Origin of the sequence: Oceanobacillus kimchii X50, from assembly GCF_000340475.1 — a bacterium.
Taxonomy (GTDB): Bacteria; Bacillota; Bacilli; order Bacillales; family Amphibacillaceae; genus Oceanobacillus; species Oceanobacillus kimchii.
The window spans coordinates 696088-718222 of record NZ_CM001792.1 but is presented as its reverse complement, the minus strand read 5'-3'; the positions used below and the strand labels follow the sequence as shown (position 1 = coordinate 718222).

The 22135-nt window shown below is 34.6% G+C and carries 19 protein-coding genes; 6 read left to right on the top strand and 13 right to left on the bottom strand.

What is annotated here, in order from left to right:
- Window positions 1-12 precede the first annotated feature (12 nt).
- A complete protein-coding gene (locus tag C794_RS03945) occupies window positions 13-1518 on the bottom strand; it encodes an amidase family protein (protein WP_017795835.1) in 1506 nt (501 codons plus the stop codon).
- Window positions 1519-1680: 162 nt separating this feature from the next.
- Between C794_RS03945 and C794_RS03940 the strand changes: the two genes are divergently transcribed.
- From C794_RS03940 to C794_RS03920, 5 genes are read left to right on the top strand one after another with little or no spacing between them, the layout of a single operon-like run.
- Entirely contained in the window at window positions 1681-2643 is a 963-nt protein-coding gene (locus tag C794_RS03940) for an iron-hydroxamate ABC transporter substrate-binding protein (protein WP_017795834.1), read from the top strand.
- Between the two features lie 6 nt (window positions 2644-2649).
- Window positions 2650-3660 (top strand): FecCD family ABC transporter permease, encoded by a 1011-nt coding sequence (locus C794_RS03935; RefSeq protein WP_017795833.1) that lies wholly within the window; start codon window positions 2650-2652, stop codon window positions 3658-3660.
- Window positions 3653-4684: a FecCD family ABC transporter permease gene (locus tag C794_RS03930; protein ID WP_039819746.1), complete on the top strand. Its 1032-nt coding sequence runs from the start codon at window positions 3653-3655 to the stop codon at window positions 4682-4684. The genes C794_RS03935 and C794_RS03930 overlap by 8 nt, the downstream gene beginning before the upstream one ends.
- Window positions 4685-4690: 6 nt before the next feature.
- Window positions 4691-5503, top strand: coding sequence for an ABC transporter ATP-binding protein (locus tag C794_RS03925; protein ID WP_017795831.1), 813 nt, complete (start codon window positions 4691-4693; stop codon window positions 5501-5503).
- Window positions 5496-6266, top strand: a complete 771-nt coding sequence (locus C794_RS03920) for an alpha/beta hydrolase (RefSeq protein ID WP_017795830.1) — start codon at window positions 5496-5498, stop codon at window positions 6264-6266. Before C794_RS03925 ends, C794_RS03920 begins: the two co-directional genes overlap by 8 nt.
- A 400-nt stretch (window positions 6267-6666) precedes the next feature.
- Here the strand turns inward: C794_RS03920 and C794_RS03915 are convergent, their stop codons facing one another.
- A complete protein-coding gene (locus C794_RS03915; protein ID WP_017795829.1) occupies window positions 6667-7884 on the bottom strand; it encodes a M20/M25/M40 family metallo-hydrolase in 1218 nt (405 codons plus the stop codon).
- Between the two features lie 490 nt (window positions 7885-8374).
- Here C794_RS03915 and C794_RS03910 point away from each other — a divergent pair, with 490 nt between their 5' ends.
- Entirely contained in the window at window positions 8375-9982 is a 1608-nt protein-coding gene (locus tag C794_RS03910) for a BCCT family transporter (protein ID WP_017795828.1), read from the top strand.
- A gap of 266 nt (window positions 9983-10248) precedes the next feature.
- Here the strand turns inward: C794_RS03910 and C794_RS03905 are convergent, their stop codons facing one another.
- From C794_RS03905 to C794_RS20625, 11 genes are all read right to left on the bottom strand, one after another.
- Complete coding sequence (locus C794_RS03905) at window positions 10249-11202, bottom strand: formylglycine-generating enzyme family protein (protein ID WP_017795827.1); 954 nt, start codon at window positions 11200-11202, stop codon at window positions 10249-10251.
- Between the two features lie 313 nt (window positions 11203-11515).
- The gene (locus C794_RS03900) at window positions 11516-12028 is read right to left on the bottom strand and encodes a type 1 glutamine amidotransferase domain-containing protein (protein ID WP_017795826.1); all 513 of its coding nucleotides are present in this window, start codon (window positions 12026-12028) and stop codon (window positions 11516-11518) included.
- A 52-nt stretch (window positions 12029-12080) separates the two neighbouring features.
- Window positions 12081-13841, bottom strand: coding sequence for an aminodeoxychorismate synthase component I (gene pabB, locus C794_RS03895; RefSeq protein WP_017795825.1), 1761 nt, complete (start codon window positions 13839-13841; stop codon window positions 12081-12083).
- Entirely contained in the window at window positions 13813-14427 is a 615-nt protein-coding gene (locus tag C794_RS03890; protein ID WP_017795824.1) for an anthranilate synthase component II, read from the bottom strand. Before C794_RS03890 ends, pabB begins: the two co-directional genes overlap by 29 nt.
- Before the next feature lie 385 nt (window positions 14428-14812).
- Window positions 14813-15253 (bottom strand): hypothetical protein, encoded by a 441-nt coding sequence (locus tag C794_RS03885; protein ID WP_017795823.1) that lies wholly within the window; start codon window positions 15251-15253, stop codon window positions 14813-14815.
- Window positions 15254-15600: 347 nt separating this feature from the next.
- Window positions 15601-15756, bottom strand: coding sequence for a hypothetical protein (locus tag C794_RS20630; protein WP_017795822.1), 156 nt, complete (start codon window positions 15754-15756; stop codon window positions 15601-15603).
- A gap of 24 nt (window positions 15757-15780) precedes the next feature.
- Entirely contained in the window at window positions 15781-17241 is a 1461-nt protein-coding gene (locus C794_RS03875; RefSeq protein WP_017795821.1) for an Msr family ABC-F type ribosomal protection protein, read from the bottom strand.
- A gap of 626 nt (window positions 17242-17867) precedes the next feature.
- Window positions 17868-18611 carry a carbohydrate deacetylase gene (locus C794_RS03870; protein ID WP_017795820.1) on the bottom strand — a complete coding sequence of 248 codons (744 nt, stop codon included), beginning with the start codon at window positions 18609-18611 and terminating at the stop codon, window positions 17868-17870.
- Window positions 18608-19873 (bottom strand): PTS cellobiose transporter subunit IIC, encoded by a 1266-nt coding sequence (gene celB, locus C794_RS03865; RefSeq protein ID WP_039819745.1) that lies wholly within the window; start codon window positions 19871-19873, stop codon window positions 18608-18610. The genes C794_RS03870 and celB overlap by 4 nt, the downstream gene beginning before the upstream one ends.
- Window positions 19874-20469: 596 nt before the next feature.
- On the bottom strand, window positions 20470-21918 hold the full coding sequence (locus C794_RS03860; protein ID WP_017795818.1) for an FMN-binding glutamate synthase family protein: 1449 nt from the start codon (window positions 21916-21918) through the stop codon (window positions 20470-20472).
- Window positions 21919-21961: 43 nt separating this feature from the next.
- On the bottom strand, window positions 21962-22129 hold the full coding sequence (locus C794_RS20625) for a hypothetical protein (protein ID WP_154648730.1): 168 nt from the start codon (window positions 22127-22129) through the stop codon (window positions 21962-21964).
- Window positions 22130-22135: the final 6 nt, after the last annotated feature.

The window sequence follows — 22135 nt, the reverse complement described above, 5'->3', positions numbered from 1 at the left end:
ATATAGGTTAACTTAATATATATTAAAATAAGGATTCTCATTCACATTAACCCATAAATGAGATTGTTCCAAATAACGAGCGAATCGTAATAATCGGTGTTCTTCTCCTTTATTTGCCATAACCTGAACACCTAAAGGTAGGCCTTGTTTAGTCAAATAGAGCGGTAATGACATAGCAGGCTGCCCCGTTAAATTAGCAAGTTGTGTAAATGGGGTATACGTTAAACTCGGTAAAAACATATCATAAATAATATCTTGCTTTTCTACATTAGATACCTTTTCAATATATTCTTTGTAATATTCCTTTTTCTCCTTCGTCATTGTCAATTCCCCAACTTTAGGTGCTGAATAAGCTGTTGAAGGAGTGATATAAAAATCATATGTCTGATGAAAATAAGCCATCTTCTCTGCTGCTATATCCCATGAAGACAAACTTTGTGAATAAGCTGCCGCACTCACAGATTTTCCAGCTCTATGTAACAACCAAGACTCTACTTCCATGTCATCATCTGTTAATTTTCGGTTAAGCATATTTTCTAAACTTAAGATAGTTGCATTCATCTCTCCGCTGTTCATTATATAATAATCTTTCATCAATTGTTTTCCATCTACAGGATGATTTACTTCTTCAATATCATATCCTTCGTCACGTAATAACTCAATCAAATTATTCACTGCTTTTTTTGCATCTTCAGACACTGGAGTCCCAACCGGGGATTCAGTAGAATACGCTATTTTTAATGATTTTTCTTGTGATTTTTCTATATCATTTAAATAACTACCTTCATATAAAGGGGTCTGAAATGCAGCGTGGGGTTCTATAACCTGCAATTGATCTAACATCACTGCACTATCACGGACGGACCGACTTAATACAAAATTGATCGATGCTCCCTGCCACTGTCTACCTACACCAGGTCCAACTGGAGTTCGTCCACGAGTTGGTTTCAATCCAAACAGTCCAGTAAATGATGCAGGAATACGTATGGATCCTCCACCATCACTTGCCCCCGCTAATGGCACTACTCCGGAAGCAATCGCTGCGGCTGCTCCCCCACTAGAACCACCTGGTGAGTATAATGTATTCCATGGATTATGCGTCGCTCCGTATAACTCTGGTTCAGTTATATTTTTCAAGCCAAATTCCGGTGTATTCGTATGGCCCATAAATAAAAAACCAGCTTCTCTAAATTTCTTAACAAAATAGTTATCGTGTTTATATGTAGCATCTTTTAATAGTTTTGACCCTGATGACATTGGTTCTCCTTCAATAGCCTGTGAAATATTCTTCATCAGAATCGGAACACCTTGAAACATGCCATTAGGAATCGTTCTCTCATTTAAAGACTCTTTTTTCACTCGTTCCTCACGACTATGAGTAATAATATTTAATTCATCATTTACTTGCTTCAATCTGTGAAATGCTACATTGATTAGCTCTTTTGGATGTATTTCTTTGTTCTTGATTAAGTTGGCTAATCCTATAGCATCGTAGCTAATATACTCTTTAAAATTCATATAGCAATTCATCTCCTATAATCATAACCAAATTCTACCATTATTCAATCTATAAGTCAGCCTCTTCTATTTTAAAAAATATTATAATTTTTACAATACGTATTGAAATTGATAATCATTATCAATTATAATGTAATTAATTAACAGAAAGGGGAATACACAGTGAAAAAGATATATTCGTTATTATTACTAGCTTTGCTAATCGGAGTACTATACGGATGCGGTCAAGACGAAGATGCTGATGCAACGGATAATACTTCTGATACAAATGAAGAAGAAACTTCAGAAACACAGTCTATTACATATTTAGATAAAGAGTACGAAATACCTTCGGAAGTAGATTCTATTGTAACCGCTAGCTTAGAATCTATGGAAGATGCAGCAATTCTAGGTGTCCAACCAAATGGTGTATTAGCTATAGCTAATCAAGTACCCAATTATTTAGCTGAAGATTTTGAAGATCCTACTTTAATCGGGGACAAGAGAGAACCGAATCATGAAATAATTGCTACTTTAGAACCTGATGTGATTTTAGGGTCTTCTAAATTCCAAGAGCCAGTAATTGAAAAACTAAGTAAAATTCAAACAACATTCCCTTATTCACATATCTCTTCACATTGGAAAGACAACCTACTATTATTAGGACAATTAACCAATAAAGAAGAAGAAGCACAAACAATTATTGACGATTATCAGCAAGATGCAAAAGATCTTTCTTCTCAAATATCTGGAGAAATGGCAGATCAAGATGTCCTTATTATCCGAGTAAGAAGTGGCTCTATGTTTGTTTACCCGGAAGATGTTTACTTAAATCCAGTACTTTATCAAGACTTAGGAATTGAAGCACCCGAAGTAATTAAAAGTACAGAGGCACAAGCTGAATTGTCCATGGAGACATTAGCAGAAATCAATCCAGACACAGTATTTTTGCAATTCGAAACTTCAGAAAATGCGGAATCACCTGAAGCGTTAGATGAGTTAATGGAGGATCCAATCTTCCAAAGCATTACTGCTGCAAAAAATGATAGCATTCACGTAAATGCAGTTGATCCTCTTGCTCAAGGTGGTACTGCTTGGTCAAAAGTACATTTTCTTGAAGCATTAAAAGAATTATATTCGGAGTAATGAATGATGAAGAATAAAAACACATGGATGCCGGTATTCATACTAGCATCCTCTCCTTTTTTTATCGTAATAGTTATGGTTAGTTCTGTTATCATTGGTACAAAAGATATATCAATAGAGACCATCTATCAAGCTATATTTCATTTCAACGAAAGTAATGTAGACCATCAAATAATTTGGAATTCTCGTATTCCAAGATTCGTCGCAGCATTGCTGGTTGGAGCATTTCTTGCAGTTGCTGGTGCTATTATGCAAGGTATAACTAGAAATTACTTGGCATCTCCGTCTATAATGGGTGTAAATGACGGATCGGCATTTCTAGTTACATTAGCGATTATCTTTCTACCAAATATGTCTAATGCTTCGTTAATAATTATTTCAATGATTGGTTCAGCAATTGGTGCTGGGCTTGTTTTTGGATTTGGATCCATTATCCGTGATGGGTTAACACCTGTAAGACTAGCAATTATCGGAACAATAATCGGAACATTCTTAGGAAGTGTCGCAACTTCTATCGCAATGCATTTTCAAGTATCTCAAACGATAACATTATGGTATAATTCCAAAATTCATTTAGTAGATCCGAAGTTACTTCTATTGTCTGCACCAATGGGAATTATAGGAATTATACTTGCTTATTCACTTGCTAAGGGAATTACGATCAGTTCACTAGGTGAAGAAGTTGCCATTGGCTTAGGACAGAAAACATTATGGGTTAAGATTGCTTCGATGTTTACTGTTGTCATCTTAACTGGTGTTTCTGTCGCTCTCGTAGGTAGAATTGGTTTTGTAGGATTAATTATTCCTCACATTACTCGATTTTTAGTTGGTGTTGATTATCGCTACATCATTCCGTGTGCAGCGGTTATTGGCGGATGCTTTTTAGCTTTATGCGATGTTATTAGTAGATTAATTAACTTCCCTTATGAAACTCCAATTGGGGTAGTTACAGCAATTATTGGAGTACCATTTTTCCTCTACTTAATCTGGAGTAAGGGAAGTGTCAAAAGTGCTTAAACAAACAACTAGATTTCTGATAATTCAAAGCGTATTATTACTATTAATTTTAATATCTTCTTATCTCCATTTAACAAATGGCGAATTCGACATGAAGATTATGGAAATAATCCAAGTACTCCTTGGAATAGGTAATGATGAAATGCAAGAATTAGTCATTTTTGATTTCAGAATGCCTCGTATTATACTAGCAATTATTACTGGGGCTGGCCTTGGAATTGCGGGTGTTGTTTTACAAGGAATTACCAAAAATGAATTAGCCGATCCTGGGATTCTTGGTATAAATGCAGGTGCTGGGGTAGGGATTATTTCATTTATGTATTTTTTCCAAGTCATGTTTTCCTCCTTCTCTTTAAATGGCTGGGTATCTATCATGTTGCTACCGATATTTGGATTTGTAGGAGGAATTATAACTGCAATATTTATCTTGTTCTTTGCTACTAAAAACCAGCAGATGGATATGCAACGATTAATTTTAACTGGTATTGCTTTAAATAGTGGTTTAGGAGCTCTATCGATGTATATCTCTTTAAAGCTCTCACCAGAAGACTATGAAATGGCAGCAATATGGACAACAGGTAGTATTTACAATGCAAATTGGATTTACATTTGGTCTTCCCTACCTTGGTTAATAATATTAGGCTTTTTTATTTATCGAAAAGCTCCTATTCTCGATTATTTCCAATTACAAGAAGATCAAATGATTAGTATTGGTATTCAAACGGAAAAAGAAAAAAGGCTTCTCCTGTATTCAAGTGTGGGATTAATTAGCGCTTGTGTGTCAGTATCAGGTAGTATTGGTTTCATTGGTTTGATGGCTCCACACATTGCAAGACAGCTTATTGGAATTAAACATCGCTATGTCATACCAGTGAGTGCCTTTATTGGAGCTACTTTGGTAGTGCTTTCTGATTTTATCGCGAAGACTATTTTTTCTCCATCTGAACTACCAGTTGGAATTGTTATTTCGATTATTGGGATACCTTATTTCCTTTATCTTCTCATTCGAAATAAGGAAGGATGATATGTTATGTCAAAAAACACAATTCAAATTGATCAAGTAACTACTGGGTATAGTAAGAAAACGATTATTTCTGACCTTTCACTTGAAATTGAAGAAGGCAAAATAACAACGATAATTGGTCCCAATGGTTGTGGAAAATCCACACTTTTAAAAACCGTTGGCAGAGTTTTAAAACATAAATTTGGTGACATCCTTTTATATGACCAAAATATGAAGAACCTTTCTACTAAAGAGATAGCTAAAAAGTTAGCAATACTATCTCAGTCACCTTCAGCTCCAGGAGCAATAAAAGTAGAAGAATTAATTTCATATGGTCGTTACCCGCACCGTAAAAACAAAAACACATTAACAAAACAGGATCAATTAATGATTGAATGGGCAATGGAAGTTACTAAAACAACCGAATACCGTAATGAAGAAATAGTACAATTATCCGGGGGACAGCGCCAAAGAGTATGGTTAGCAATGACCTTAGCACAGGAAACAAATATACTATTACTTGATGAACCTACTACTTATTTAGATATGGCTCACCAATTAGAAGTGCTACAAATTGTAAAACAATTAAATCAAGAAAAACAGTGCACTGTAGTTATGGTATTGCACGATATCAATCATGCAGCTAGGTTTTCTGACAACATTATTGCTATGAAGGATGGAGAAATCATTCAAATTGGTAGTCCAGATGAGATCATACATCCTTCCGTATTACAAAAAGTTTTCCAAATAGAAGCTAGAATTTTTAAAGATCCTCAAACAAATAGTCCTGTTTGCTTTGGCTATGAATGTCAGATTAAAAAGGAGATTTATAATGAGTGAAATTAACATCATTGAAAATAAAATCTCTCTTTACTCTTCATTTGCTAATGATACTTACAATTTAGAAATATATACACCAGACTGTCCTGTTCCTGAGAATGGGTTTCCAGCAATTTTCGTTTTGGATGGAAGTTCTCATTTTCAACTAGCAGCTGACGTTGTTCGATTACAACATATCCGCCATACAAAAACAGGGGTGCATCCAAGTATTGTTATTGGAATCGCTCATCAGGATGAAGATAGAAGGAATAAGCGTTTTCGAGATTTTACCGCATTATCAGATCAAGTTGTTTTTCCGGATAGAATGAAAGGAAAGATACCAGACATCTATGGAGGTGCTGAGCAATTTTTGAAATTTATCGATCACGAATTATTTCCGGAAATGAATAAACATTTCTTTATAAACCAAGAAAAACGAACACTGTTTGGCCACTCACTCGGTGGATACTTTACGCTGTATGCGAGTGTGCATTCCCCAAGCTTATTTGATACGTATTTAGCTTGTAGTCCCTCTATTTGGTGGAATGACTATGAACTGATAAGTTATATAGAAAAAACATTAGATGTACAAAATAATCGTGCGCAACGAAGACAACTATTTGTCGGCGAAAAAGAAGGATTTATGGTAGAGGATGCAAAACATCTTCAACAACTCTTTCAGCAATATAACTATGACTGTAAACTATATATCGCTCCAGATGAAAATCATGCTTCTGTTGTACCTACTATTATGAGTAGGGCAATTCGATTTGCTAGTATATAACACTCATTAAATTCATATAGTAAAACTTTGTTCAGAGGGGATTTTCGTTTTCTCCCTCTGAATGTTAGTTGCACAGATAATTATATCCGAACTTTAGTCTCTCATTTTTCAGATTAAAGTTCGGATTTTATTTTATTCAGTGAATCTCTTGAGTGCCAAGTTTTATCTGGTAAACGAATAGTTAGTGAAATTAAATTTTTTATGTTTGAATTACAGGAAAACTTGATTTTAATTGTAATGGAAGAACGGTGCCAGCCTGCTTAGAACACCAGTACTTAAAAATATCATAAATACGAAAGAAATCGAAGAATTATTAGTGCGTAGTGAATTATAAACCAGAGCACATGCAAAAAACACGAATTTTAGTGAATAGAGTGCGTCTATATACCAAACATTCCGATTATGAAAGTAGTTTTAAAATAGGCTTGATTTCATCTTTAATACCTACAAGACCAAGAATAAGTAAGAAATTTTTTTGTACTGCTAGATAGCCATCTTTCGGATCATACCATTCTTGTAATGTATGTGCTCCTCCAGCCTGTCCGCCAGTACCAGAAGTAATTGAAGGAATCCCTATACTCATTGGATAATTAGCATCTGTACTACTTGGTCCAGATAATACAGGTGTTTTCCCGACAGCTATGATTGCTTCTTGTAATGCACAAACAATCGGAAGATCCTCACTTTGTTGAGCAGGTGGTCTATTGCCAAATCGATGTATATCTACCGTTAATGTATTGCTTTCCCAACGACGATTTTCAGCTTCACATGCTTCTTTTACAATTTCCTGGAACTTTTCGTCTAATCGATCGAGTTCTGATTTCGAATTAGATCTTAAATCAACTTGCATAGATGCGGTTTCAGATATTGCATTGACTGAAGAACCACCAGTTATCGGGCCAACAGAGAATGTTGTTTTCGGGTCGGAAGTAGTTACAATATTGGATATTTCAGCAATCGCTCTCCCTAGCGCATGCGTGGCACTTGGGGTTCCAAAATCTGCAAAACTATGGCCTCCTGAACCTGAATAGGTAATTTCATAGCGATAACTTCCTGTCCCAAGATACGTAATCGCCTCTAAGTTTGGTCCGTCGATCGAAATATATCCATCCGCTTTATTTTTATTAAAATAGGCTTTTATCCCTCTTAAATCTCCTGCCCCTTCTTCACCAACTGTACCTCCAATGATAATATCCCCAATTGTATTTATATTACTTTGGGTTAATGCTCTAACAATTGAAAGTACTTCAGCCAATCCTCTCGTATCATCACCGATTCCCGGAGCAAAGAATTTACCCTCTTTTTCACTTACTCTCGTATCCGTGCCTTCTGGAAATACCGTATCTAGATGTGCAGAAATTACTAATCTCGGACCATTACCTGTTCCTTTTCTTATTCCAAAAACATTTCCTTCTTCATCGATATGTACATGTTCAAGCCCATGTTGAATTAGCATTTTTTGAAATTTTATAGCCCTCTTTTGTTCTTTAAAAGGCGGAGCTGGTATTTCCGTTAATTGAATTTGCTCCTTTAATGTTAGTTTTTCATCTTGATGAATGAACTCTAATGTGCGTTTTATTTCTTGCTTTTCCAGCAAACGCTCAAACACTTCTTCCATCCTGCAAGCCTCCTATTATATTTAGCATTTGTTATGATATTAGCTTCTCTAACTAGCATAACGGAAATTTATAGTTTATGGAACGTTTTAACATATGATAATTTTCTAATTTATCGCACAGAGTTAATTCACTGCTTATATTTTGAAACAAAATACTACTCTGACTCATAAAAATCACAAGTTTAATCAAAACTAATCCTAACAAAACAGGATTGTCCTTAAATCATCTCATTGTTAATCTCGAAGGAATATCCAAACAATCTTTTTTTGTAAAGATTAGCAAATAAAAGCTTTTAAAAGAAATAATATGGAATAATAATATATTGTTCGTCAAATAAAGACATTTTTCTACTCAGATGTAATTATCCTTATTTTTGCTATTTGTTAAAAAATTAGCGTTTTGGTATCGTAAATAATGTTTTTTAATTAGTGAAGGACACAAGTTAGTTGCCAGTAAAAAAATAATGAAGCCATAGAAATGAGGTAAATAATGAACAAACGTTTAATAGATTGGCCAACATTTATTGGAGCATTACTTATATTACTCACCGTTGTCATTCCATTAATTCTATTTCCAGAAGCTGGATCAGAAGTAATTAATTCTGCAAATACTTTTGTAACAGGAAACTTCGGTATATTGTATCTCATTTTAGGAATGGGAGCTCTGATATTTATCTTATACGTTGCATTCAGTAAAAACGGAAGAATTAAACTGGGTGGAAGAGATGTAAAGAAAGAATTTGGTACCTTTTCTTGGGCTGCGATGCTTTTCTCTGCAGGTATAGGCTCTAGTATTTTGTACTGGGCAATGATTGAGTGGGCATTTTATTATCAAGGTCCGCCATTTAGAATTACTCCGAAATCAGAAGAAGCGATTAATTGGGCTGCATCCTATGGTATATTCCACTGGGGGCCAATAGCTTGGGCATTGTACACACTACCAGCTTTACCTATCGCATATTTCTATTATGTTCGAAAAAAACCTGTATTGAAAATCAGTGAGGCTTCAAGACCTGTAATTGGTAAATATGCGGACGGTCCCCTAGGAGTAATCATTGATATACTATTTATCTTCGGTCTTTTAGGTGGGGCAGGAACGACATTAACCTTAGGGACACCGATGATTGCTGAAGGAATTAATCATTTAACAGGAATTCCTGTTACTTTATTTTTACAAGCAATTATCATGATTATATGTACAGCTATTTTTGCAATTAGTTCTTTCTCAGGGATTAATAAAGGGATTAAAAGGCTAAGTGATTTAAATCTTTGGCTGACCATTTTCATTCTAGCTTTTGTCTTTATATTTGGCCCAACTCTTTTTATTAGTGAAATGACATTTACAAGCCTTGGTGTAATTGTTAATAACTTCTTCTCTATGGCAACATGGCTAGAACCACAAGCTAACATTCCCGGAATTGAAGGAACAAATTTCCCTGAAAGCTGGACCGTCTTTTACTGGGCATGGTGGCTAGTTTATGCACCATTTGTCGGTTTGTTTGTAGCAAGAATATCTCGAGGTCGAACCATTAAAGAAATGATTTTAGGGACATTAATCTATGGAACGTTAGGTTGTGTACTGTTCTTTGGTGTTCTAGGTAACTATGGCTTATACCTCCAGCTTTCCGGCTCATTTGATGTTATTAGTTATATTAATGAATATAGTGCACCGGCAGCCATTATTGCTATTCTTGATCAATTACCATTAGCTTGGTTAGTGATACCAGTATTTACGGTTCTAGCCATTGTCTTCTTAGCTACAACATTTGACTCTGCATCCTACATTCTAGCTGCAGTAGCACAAAAACAAGTAACGAAAGGTGAACCTCTAAGATGGCATCGTTTATTCTGGGCATTTACATTAATGATATTACCGATGACACTTATGTTTATAGGCGGACTTGAGACACTACAAACTGCTAGTATTGTCGCTGGTTTTCCCGTCATGTTTATTATGATACTGTTAGCTTGGTCATTTATAAAAGCTTCAACATACGATTTAAATCGAACAAAACATTCAAAATCAACCTCTGCCATCATTGTTGATGTTGAAAGAAATCAAAATCGAAAAGAAAAAAATAAAGAACCCGGAGAATAGCAGCTTACTCCGGGTTCTTTATTTTTTCAACTTCCTATATCCCTTACCATCTAGGTAAAGTATAATCGGCATTGTCATTGTTCTCTATAATTTTTATGATGAAAATTCACACTAAATTGTGCTTGATTCGATGCATTCACTCCTTATTCTTTCATACCTCCAGCATCATACCCTTCAATAATATTTCGTTTCCGGACCTTCCGAATAGCCTATCTAACATAACTGTTTGGTAAGTAGTGTCTATCCCTATATAAAACACTCTTTCTTTATTTCATATTACTCACACATCTAAATCCCATATTTCCAGTGGAACTATCTGGCGTGTTTGCTGAGCGAGCAGCAACACGATAGCGATTACAATAACCTTTATGACAGAGATATGATCCTCCACGTATGACCTTACTTGTCCCTGTATTCGGGCCTACCGGATTATTTTCTCCACCGCGGTTGGAAGGAACATTGGTAAACCAATCAGAACACCACTCCCAAACATTACCCGCCATATTAAATAGTCCATATAAATTAGCTGGGAATGATTTTGCAGGTGCAGTGCCTAAATATCCATCATCCAATGTATTATGCGTTGGAAAGGTACCTTGCCAAATATTGCACATATGAACCCCATCTGGAACAAGTTCATTTCCCCATGGATATAGCTTTTGTTCTAATCCACCCCTAGCTGCCATTTCCCATTCAGCTTCTGTTGGTAGTCTTTTTCCAGCCCACTTACAATACGCATTTGCATCATTCCATGACACATGGACTACTGGATGGGACATGCGATTGTCAATAGATGAATTCGGACCTTCTGGATGCGCCCAATCTGCACCTTTTACGACTATCCACCAAGGAGTTTGGGCTACTCTCTCTGTCGCAGACTCCAACACATCCTGACTTAAAAATTGAAAAAATACAAAAGACCAACCATAACGTTCTGCATCCGTAAGATATCCGGTAGCCTCAATGAAATCTTGAAATTGTCTATTCGTTACAGTGATGGAATCCATTAAAAATGAACCTACGGATACAGGTCTGACAGGGCCTTCTCCATCTTCAGGAAAACCATCACTTTCTTGAGTTCCCATCAAAAATTCCCCACCTTTAATCTCTACCATATTTTCAAGGAAAGAATGATTATCCGTTGGTTTAATCCCACTAATTTCAGTTGTTTTTTTTGGTTGCTGTGATCTATTTGGTACACAACAGCTTTTCTTTTTCATGAATATACCTCCATTATGAAAACTAGTTATGATCGTTATAATAACCTTTCAAATTCTGTAACTTATTCTTTAACTCAATTATAACGTTTTCATAATTGGGATTGTTGTATTCATTTGTTAATTCATATGAATTTCAATACATCTAACCGATACAGAAACTCAAGGACAAAATTAAAAGTATTAATTGAGTCGGAGCTGGACCTGGACTTTGTCGTTTCTGTCTACAAAAAATATGAAGTCCAAATTCTATACTTTCTTATCTCTCAAAATAAAAGAGGCTAGTTATATCCAGCCCCTTTCCTAATTATTATTATTATTTTTCAAGCAATTTTAGTGATTCGCGGTTGAATGCTGGTAAGTCATCCGGTGTTCTGCTTGTTACAAGATTACCATCAACGACTACTTCTTCATCTTTAACTGTCGCACCAGCGTTTTCAAGGTCTTTTCTCACGGAAACAAAGCTAGTTAATGTTTTACCTTTCAGTAAGTCCGTTTCCACTAAGAATTGAGGTCCATGACAAATCGCGAATACTGGTTTATTGTCTTTCATAAATGCTTTTGCAAATTCTCCATTTTTAGGATCAATCCGAAGTAAGTCCGGAGAGAATCCACCTGGTACTAATAATGCATCATAAGAAGATGGATCTACATCGTTAATACCTTTGTCCGCTTCGATTTTATCTCCATTTTTACCATTAATCGTTTTATTTCCTTCATTACTAATAATATCTACCGTATGACCCGCTTCTTTATAAGCTTTAACTGGATCAGTTAATTCGATTTCTTCTACCATATCTGTGACTAATACTGCAATGTGTTTACTCATGTTTAACTCATCCTTTCATTATTAAGCATCTATGAGTAGTGTACCCGAATTTTTACTGTTGAAACATCTGCATCCAACCTCGCACACTATTTATAAACCAAATTTCGTCAACTCTTTCTAATTCCGACTTAGATATGATTCTTTCCTTGATTTTCTTCTCATCAATTAGCTGTTGACGAAAAGTACCAGCAAGTAAACCAGACTTTATAGGAGGTGTCCAATATTCTCCTTCTACTTTTACAACGAGATTTCCCATTGTAAATTCCGTTAGCTCTTCTTTATCATTCCAAAGTAAGATATCAAACGCATTTCCTAATTCTTCTCGAAATTTTTCATACATCTTACGAAATGTTGTCTTATGGTAGTAATATGGGTTCTTCTTATTTATTGGACTTGCGGCAAGTTGAAATGAGTAATTTGTTTTTTCATTTATCACTGGAATAATTGTGGAATTAATTTTAATTTCACCGCGTTTATTGGCTAATAATCGAACTCTATACGCTTGTTTTTGATTTAAATTTTCTTCTGCATACTCATATAATTTTTGTTCAATTTCTTTTATAGAAATTGAGAAATTAAAATATTCAGCTGATTTATTTAATCGATTCAAGTGATTATTTATTAAAAAAAAGTGGCCATTTTCATATTTCATTGTCTCTAACAATTCAATATTAGTCTCGTTAAGAGATTTGAGTATTTCCGCCTTTGCCCAAGCCTCTAGATATTCAGCTTCTGGATCAGAATCCCAAGTAATTCCACCACCAACACCATAAGACATTGTGTTTTGTTCTGTATCAATTAACGCAGTACGTATAGCTACATTAAAGAGCGCCTCTTGATTCGGTGTAATATATCCAATACTTCCGCAATAAACTTCTCTCGGACTGTTTTCGAGTTCTTGAATAATCTGCATCGTACTTTGCTTCGGTGCACCTGTTATCGATCCACATGGAAATAATGCTTTAAATATATCTATAATCCCGACATTTTCTTCAATTTCTGCAGAAACCGTAGATGTCATTTGAAATACAGTAGGATAACTCTCGATATTAAATAGCTTTGGTACATTTACAGTACCTTTTTTTGCAATTTTAGAGATATCATTTCTTAATAGATCTACAATCATTAAATTTTCAGCTTGATCTTTTATCGACTCCGATAGCAATTGCTTATTCCGAATGTCCTCTTCAATGGATTTTCCACGCTTCATCGTACCTTTCATCGGTTTCGTGAGTATCTTGCCATTCTTTAATTGAAAAAATAACTCAGGAGATGCTGATACAATGTTATATCTACCCAGCTGTAAGTGGGCGCAGTAATTTGCTTTTTGAGCTTTACTTAATTTTTCATATAAATTATGATCACAAACTACATCGTTGGAATGTAAACGCACTGTATAGTTAACTTGGTATGTATCACCTTGGGCTATAGAATTTTTGATGGTTGATACATGTTTTAGATATTTTTTTTTAGAAGTAGACATCTCCCAATCGAATAGCTCGGATGTTTGTGGACACTCCTGTTCATCTATTGATTTTTCTAAAGGTTGTTTATAGATCCCCATCATAATTAAAGGAAGTTCAAAGTCGTCCGAAGTTTTTAAATTATTATCAAATCCTTCTCCTGCTTCATAAGATATATACCCACCTGCATAATAGCCTTGATTTGTATAGGTTTCAATTTTTTCCATAGCAGAAATAACTTCAGATTTCGCATTCGCGACAATCATATCAACTGGATCTAGAAAAACTAATCTTTTCTTTTTTTGTTCATCAAATGCAAAATCAAATATCAATTTCCCTGTCTGTTGCATCGTTTCTACGCTCCTTATAATTAGCATAATGAGTAATGAAATTAAGGAGTAATTTTTCACCACATTCTGTCCAAATAGACTCTGGATGGAATTGAACACCTTCTATTGGGAAAGTGGTGTGTCGAACTCCCATTATCTCCCCATCTTCTGATTCAGATGTGATTACTAATTCTTCAGGTAATGAAGCACGTTCAATTACTAATGAGTGGTACCGTGTTACTAAATAAGGATAGGGTATATCCATAAATATCGTTTTAGCATCATGAAATATAATTGAGCGTTTTCCATGCATCGGTTTAGTTTTTATAATATTCGCACCAAATGCTTGTCCAATTGCCTGATGTCCAAGACAAACTCCTAATATTGGTACTTTATCATGAAAAAACTTAATCACATCTAAGGTAATCCCTGCCTGATCTGGATTATGAGGACCCGGTGATAGCAAGATATATTCAGGATCTAATTCAATAATTTCTTTTATTGTTGTTTGGTCATTTTTTATTACCATTAACTCAATTGAAAATTTCTCCAAATAATGTACAAGATTATATGTAAAAGAATCGTAGTTATCTATAATTAATAGCATTTTTTTCTCCTATAGCTTCAATCTCAAATTTCCTCTTAACTATAGCATAGACTTCATCTTAGCAGTTATAAATAACATTAATGGAATAGCTTTTGAATCTATTCATAGTTTTAAAGTATTTAGTTTGAAATCTAAATGTTGTGCTGTTTGATTTCCATTGCAGACGACGCTTTCCGCAGGCACGGCTTCAACTAACTAGAAAAAAAGACCATTTTTCTAGTTGATTTTCAGCTCGTGCTATTCCTGCAGGAGTCGCCGTCCTCCATTACAATCAAAGCTAAGAATCCTCTGTAATCCGAACACAACAATCATTCATTTTTTAATGAAACTTGGCTATTATGAAATTTACTCACTTAATGTTAGTAAGTAATTTTGATCAGCATTATTATTCTTCTTCTTGAACTGGCTCCCACTTATCCTCAAATGATTTAATTATTTTTAATAAGTCATTTTCTCCTTTAATTGTATAGTGATTATCATGTGTATCCATATCCAAAATCCCGTCATCATTTACTGTAATAGTATATGTTTGATTTTCATCACTTAATAGAAGTAGATAACCACTATGGGCATATTCGTCTGTCTGTTTCAACTTCATATTTTTTGATACTTGGAGTAGTTTATCAATATCTTGTTTATTAGATAAAACAATTTCTCGTGGTTTTCCAGAAGGTTTAATCTCATAAATCGTAATTTCCTTTATTTCTGTTGAATCATTCATTTCTTCTGGTAATACATGTGCAAACGTTACTTCAGGACTGTTCACTTTAGCAATTACAACCCCAATTGTTAACAACATAATAATACTAATCATCCATTTTTTCATGTGCTTCTCTCCTCATGATGCAATTCATGTCGTTCTTTAAATTTTTCATAACTACTCACTAGTGGACTATGATATCAAATACCCTATACTTTTTTCTATATTAAACTTCTTTACTAATTCAACTCCATCACTAGCTTATCCAAAAGTTTCGCTTCTGCTTTAACTTTTATGTCATATACAACTCCCATTCTAATTGTTAAACGAAATTTCTAAATGGCAAAAAACTTTTCAATTCATTTCCTAATTAAACAAATTCCATAGTAAAAGACAGTTTCTTTTTTAGAACTTAATAATGATATACCTATGTACAAAAAACTGCCTAATAGGCAGTTTTTTGTGAGTTACATTTAAAGTTTTCGGTTATTTGTTGCTTCTATATCTTGTTCGATTTCATGAATAATTCGTTTAATCGATCCACACTTATTTAACAATAATCGGTTGAATCCTTTCATCACATAAAGCTCTGTCTTGGTTGAAAATCTATTTTGGAATATGATTTTCATAAACTTCAACCTCTCCCAATTCTATTATACTTCATATAACTTCTTGTTATTAATAACAAATTTCCTCGTAGCAACATGATTAATAAATGTTTGATCATGCGAAACAAATACGATTGTCCCGGGGTATGAGTGGAAGAAATTCTCTAGAGCTTGGATAGTTGGTATATCTAAGAAATTCGTTGGTTCGTCTAATATTAGTACATGAAATTCTCCTAGGAACAAATAGCTTAATTGCAGTCGAATCGACTCTCCTCCACTTAATTGATTCAACTTTTTCCTTAAATCATTTCCCGAGAAATACATAGAATGAAGAATACTTCTTAAAAATCCTTCCTCATATTCTGTTCGCTTTTGCAAAAATTCAAGCACTGTCTCATTAATATTCCGCTGATAACTCAGTTGTTGAAAATAACCAAATGTTACTTTAGGTGAAATATCCAATGCGTCTCCACGTTGTACAATGTGTTGCAGTAATGAACTTTTTCCTGTTCCATTTTCTCCAGTAATTGCAATATTTTCGCCAAGCGGAAATTGAAATCTTGCTTTTTCTAATAAAACTTTATCCCCTACCTGCAAAGTTAATTGGTCACCTATAATAGGGAATTTATTGTGCAATTCAAGTGCTTTTGACTTATAGAAGTTAATTGGGCGACTTGATTCAGGGGCAGCAATTTCCTCTAATTGATCTATTCGTTTTTCAATAGCTTTTGCACTTTTTTGTATCGCTTTTTGCGTCGCATCTTTTGATTTTGTCGCGAACATCCGGTTAACTCCTTCTTTGGAGCGGGTATTTGCTTTTTCACCTTTCATCATTTTATTAGCCTTTGAACGCTTTTGATCTGCAGCTTTTTCTAGACGGGATTTTTCCTTCACAAATTGATGATGAGCTTCCTGTTTTTGCTCTAACTCAAGCTGTTTCTGTTTTTCATATTCATCATAATTGCCTGCGTAAACAAAAACACAGCCATCGCGAATTTCCCAAATCGTCGATACTAATTTATTTAATAAGGCACGATCATGGCTTACTAATACTAAAGCTCCATAATAAAATTCTAGTTCAGATTGAATAAATGCAACTCCGTCTTGATCTAAATGTGTTGTTGGCTCATCAATAAATAAAGCTTCTCGATACTTTGAGAAAAGTTGCGTTAATTTCAACCGAGTTTGTTCTCCTCCACTTATTGAATCCAATTGAGATGGAACATGTAGTTTTCCTAACAAAGCAGGATCTTCATTTCCTGTTAAAGTTTTATCTGGGGCTTCCATTTGCTCGAAATAGGCATAACTTGCGTGTTGGTGAACGATGCCTTTATTTGGATCTATTTTTCCTGCAAGTAACTTCAATAAGCTACTCTTTCCCGATCCATTTTTTCCAACAATACCAATACGATCAAATTGATGAATGGCTAGTCGGTTAATTTTTAAAATTTCTTTATCTAAATAGGTCAATTCAATATTTTCTAATTCAAAACAAATTCTTTCCATTGATAGCTACCTCCGAATAATATTACTTCGTATCGATAGCTAGCTATATCGATACGAGCTTGATTAAATGATTAATAATGACAAGCTCGTATGAATTAAAAGAACAATAGCATATACATATTTATCCTCCTATACAAAAAAACACAGGTACTCTACCTGTGTTTTCGTAAATGAGAAAAACTATAGATAAGGGGGGGTGGACATAAGTAATTACGCAAAAGATAAATAATCCCGTTTCAGAAATATACCAGCTTATCCAGCTACAGCTGGTGAGCATCCGAATGCTCCGCATTACGGGGTGGGTTTCCAACTATGATACGCCCTCTGGAGACTTCGTATATTTCTGACGCTTATTCTAGCTATCATCCGTCTTTTGACCAAACCCTTTTGTAATGTACCATCCCCTCAATCATTGAGAAACTAATTTAAGACGATTTATTCGTATAAGACAGATTACTCCCATTTACTCTCCTAAAAAACAGGTAGAGCTTGAACATATTCAGTTATTTGTTCAAAATCTTTGGGGAACGTAATCTAATTGAATTCATCTTTATTAATTCTCCTTCCGTACATCGTGATATTAAGTTAATTATAGCGATACAATTTATTATCGTCAATATCACGAATCATAAAAAACACCCATAATGAGTACATTCTATATCATTCGAAAATATTGAATTTTTTACTTCTTGATTAATAAGTGTTTCTAGTTCCTGTACCCGAAGTTGTTGATAACTAGATTGGTCCATTAGCCAATTGTCTAGAAAACCTGGATGGCACATCAATTCGGTTACTTCATCTTCTTTTATATTATTTAAAAGATTTATTAACGATGTTGCACTGACTTCTCCTTCACCGTAAAATCCTCCAATAAATTTACTTGGTGTTAAAATATCGCCAATTGTAAATCCATCTAACGTTCTTATCGGTAACCGATATTCTTTAGCTACTTCTTCTATAGCTTCTGCAACAGTGGAAATATGTGTATGAACATGATGATGACTATCTAAATGTGTGACCTTTGGATACCATGAAAGTAATCGCTCTAACTGACAAATAATCTCTTCTTTTACATCTTTCTTTTCAGCACTCTCTAACAACTCTTCCCCTTTTAAAAAGTTTCCCTTCCTATCAATTAAACTTGGTACAGTTAAAGAAATTGGCTTACCTCTATCTAACACTACATGTAAGCCAACACCTAAATCTGGAAAATTTCTAGCAAGTTGAATGCTATCTTTTGCAAACACGGTATTCACCATTGTTGTAGTACTTGATACAATCCCAAACTGATGTGCATACAAAATTCCCATCGTAACTCCTGGTGACAATCCAAAATCATCTGCATTCACAATTAACTTCTTTCTACTCATTCACTTTTTCCTTCTTCCTTTATATTATCTGTAGCATCTGCAGTTTCTTCTTTTAATAACTGTCGATCATACATCTTAAAGAAAGGATAATAAATTACCATCGCAACAATAATATTAATAATCATTAAAACAAGCCCACTGAATTCCCCTGTCGTAAGAAGCCCAGAAAACGGTGCTGGAGTTGTCCATGGTACAATTACATACGGTTTTCCAACAAGACCAATCGCCATCGAAACGTAAGTAATAATTCCAACAGTCAATGGAGCAAGTATAAAAGGAACCATTAATATCGGATTCATTACCACAGGCGCTCCAAATATTGTCGGTTCACTAATATTAAAAATGCTGGCACCAATTGATCCTCTTCCAACATTTTTTAAATGTCTTGATTTAGAGAATAACAAAAATAGTAATGTAAGTGCTAAAACCATCCCCGATCCACCGACTGCCCACCAGATAGCCATAAATGGTTGGCCAATAATATGCGGCAATTCTTCACCTGCTTGATGAGCAGCTACATTTTGTTCGGTAAGACTATACCAAATTGGAGCCATCACACTTGCGACAACCGATATACCATGAATTCCAAATGCCCATAATAAATGAATTAATATTATTGCTACCATCGCGCCCCAAAAACTAGCACCAAGCATTTCTAATGGTTGTCTTAATACTGTCGCAACTATATCATGTAAAGATAAATCCCACCAATGTGTAAGTAACACATCTACTCCAAATACAATAGTAATAATAACTGCACCGGGAATTAATGCTGTAAACGCTCTCCATACAGATGGGGGAACGGTGTCAGGCATTCTTATTACTAACTTCCTTCGATTAAAAAAACGAAACACCTCTACCGTAAAAATAGCTAAAACAATCGCAATAAACAGCCCTTCACTTCCCATTAAATTCAATGGTATATTCCCATCCTCAGTTAATGGCGTAGCTACAAAAAATGCTGATAATGCAAGTACACCGGCAGATAATCCATCTATCTCATAACTCTTAGCCAAGCTATAAGCGATGGAAAATACTGCGACTAATCCTAACAAACCAAATGTTGCATTAACCGGAATACTTAATGTTGGAGCATATTGCGACATAAATTCAGCCCACGATTTAATTGGTGGAGAAGAAATAATTAAAAAAATACTTCCGATAATCAATAATGGCATAACTGCTATAATACCATCACGGATTGCCTTAAGATGCCGCTGCTCCGCAAGTTTTCCCGCCACTGGCATGAAATACTTTTCCATAAATGTTTGAAACTTGGTCACCAAAAAACCCCCTTTTTTGAAAAAGATTATCCAGTGTTTGATGGTTCTCAAAAGCTTGTATACTCTAAGCATATGAAATCACAGCTACAAGAATTCTTAAATTTCTGTTCTTATAAAAACAGTATTCTTTACAAATAGTTAGAACAACAATAAATTTTTACATTAAAAATAAATGTATATTTCTCTACTAATTACCTTTAAAACTAATATAAATCTCTTAAGAACAGTTGATCTATCTTTTAAAATTCATGATAGAAAAACATACAAAAACACCATTTAAGCGTATTCTGTAATAAATAATTTAAGTATATAAGGAAGAAGGTATTCAAAATGTATTTCTAATTTTAAAGTTAGTGGATGACAATGAAATGAATGAAGGTGAAAAGATATTAAACTAGTTATTGTTACGGTTAATATACTTCTCTATGCAATATAAATTCTGAGTAAGGCAGAGCTATTTAATCCCAGAATAAATAAAATTAATTGGCATCGGGGTAGCTTTGTTTGAAATATTACTAAGGGACAATTTGACTAAACTAAAAGCTTTCTCTGCTTAATTGTAGAGAAAGCTTTAATTACAATTCTATTAGAGGATCCTTCTTCTTTTCTTTTTTGAGGGATGGGTGACTTACTTTGCCTTCTGAATAAGGATGTGTAGTAAATGGAACCCCAGCTGCTTCAGCAGTATTTTTCTCATAAGATACCAGATCTTCCTTAGTAACATCTGATAATTTTTTCTTCCCCATAGCACGAATAGCGACTTCTAATTCTTCGATAGTTGACTTAAGATAATTGGTAGCATTTTTTGCTCCTTCTTCTCGCACAAATTTATCTTTATACTTTCCATCACTCCACACCACTTGAGTAGGCGGTTCAAATGGTACTGCATCTAGAACTTGTTTATGAGCAACTGTAAATAATAATACAGAACCTAGATAAACTGCATCCGCACCCAATGCTATTGCCTTCAAGTACTCTCCAGGTGTAAACATTCCTCCAGAAATGATAAGACTGATTTCACTTTTTTTATTTAATTTTTCTAAATGGTTAACTGCTCTTATTAAAGCATGCAAAGTGGGAATACCGAAATCATCTGTTAAAATTGGAGCAACCCCATACGTAGCTGCTTGACCACCATCTATTGCTATAAAATCAACATCGAGTTCTAATAGAGTGTCAATATCATCTTCTATCTTACCTCCTGCTCCAACTTTAGCTCCAATAGGTACCCCTCCACTAATTCGTCGAAGCTCTTGTACTAAATCTTTTAGGTCTTTCATCGTCTGATTTTCAAAGAAATTGTTATGAATCACCGCGTCTTCATCGTCTTCTAACCCCATAACTTTCCTTGCATGTCCTTGTAAATCCCTTGGAATGATTACATCTCCCATTCCAAGTAATGCTCCTTGTCCGAATTTTATTTCTATCATATCTGCCTTTTTAAGCAATTTTTCATCTTTTGACCATCTTGCCTTTCCAAACTGCAATATGTATTTATCTGCACTGTCTATCTCTTCGTCTAAAATTCCACCTTCTCCAGAATTTATTGCAATTCCTACGTTATTCGCAGCGTCCATTAAAGCAAGACGTACATTCTTAGCTAACGCAATTCCATATGCCATTCCACTAATCATAAAGGGAGCATTAATTTCAAGTGGTTTTTTTGCTTTTGGTCCAATTGTTACTGAAATATCTACCGCTACATCGTGATCCGTTGGGAATTTCGCCGCTTGAGCTGGTATAAACGTAATGCTTTCAAAGTGCGGCCATTGTCTTGTAGATCCCAATGGACGATGCAAAATCTTTCCAAACTCTGACCTCAGATTATTCTCAAATGTAGTTTGAATTCCCATATGTTTAAAACCAGCCAACATTTCAATCAGATTTTCTTGATATTTATCAGACATAATAATGGAACCATATTTTTTTGTCATTTTTTTAATTATTTTACGCCAATTCAAAAGCGTGAATAGAAACCCTAAAATTACGATACATAGCAATATTAAAATGATTATGTCTATCATTGTTCTATTCATTTCCTTTCTTTATTCAGCTAATAAAGACATATTACTGTTGGTTTGATTTTGATTGCTCATCCTCTTCTTTTTTCCATTTCGGGTCGGTTAATTGATGGTACTTGAAATTAATATAATTTATAGTTATTGGAACTGCTATAGATAGTAAGAAGCATATCAACGCAATATTATTTAACCTGTCTGCGATAAAATCCATCAAACCAAT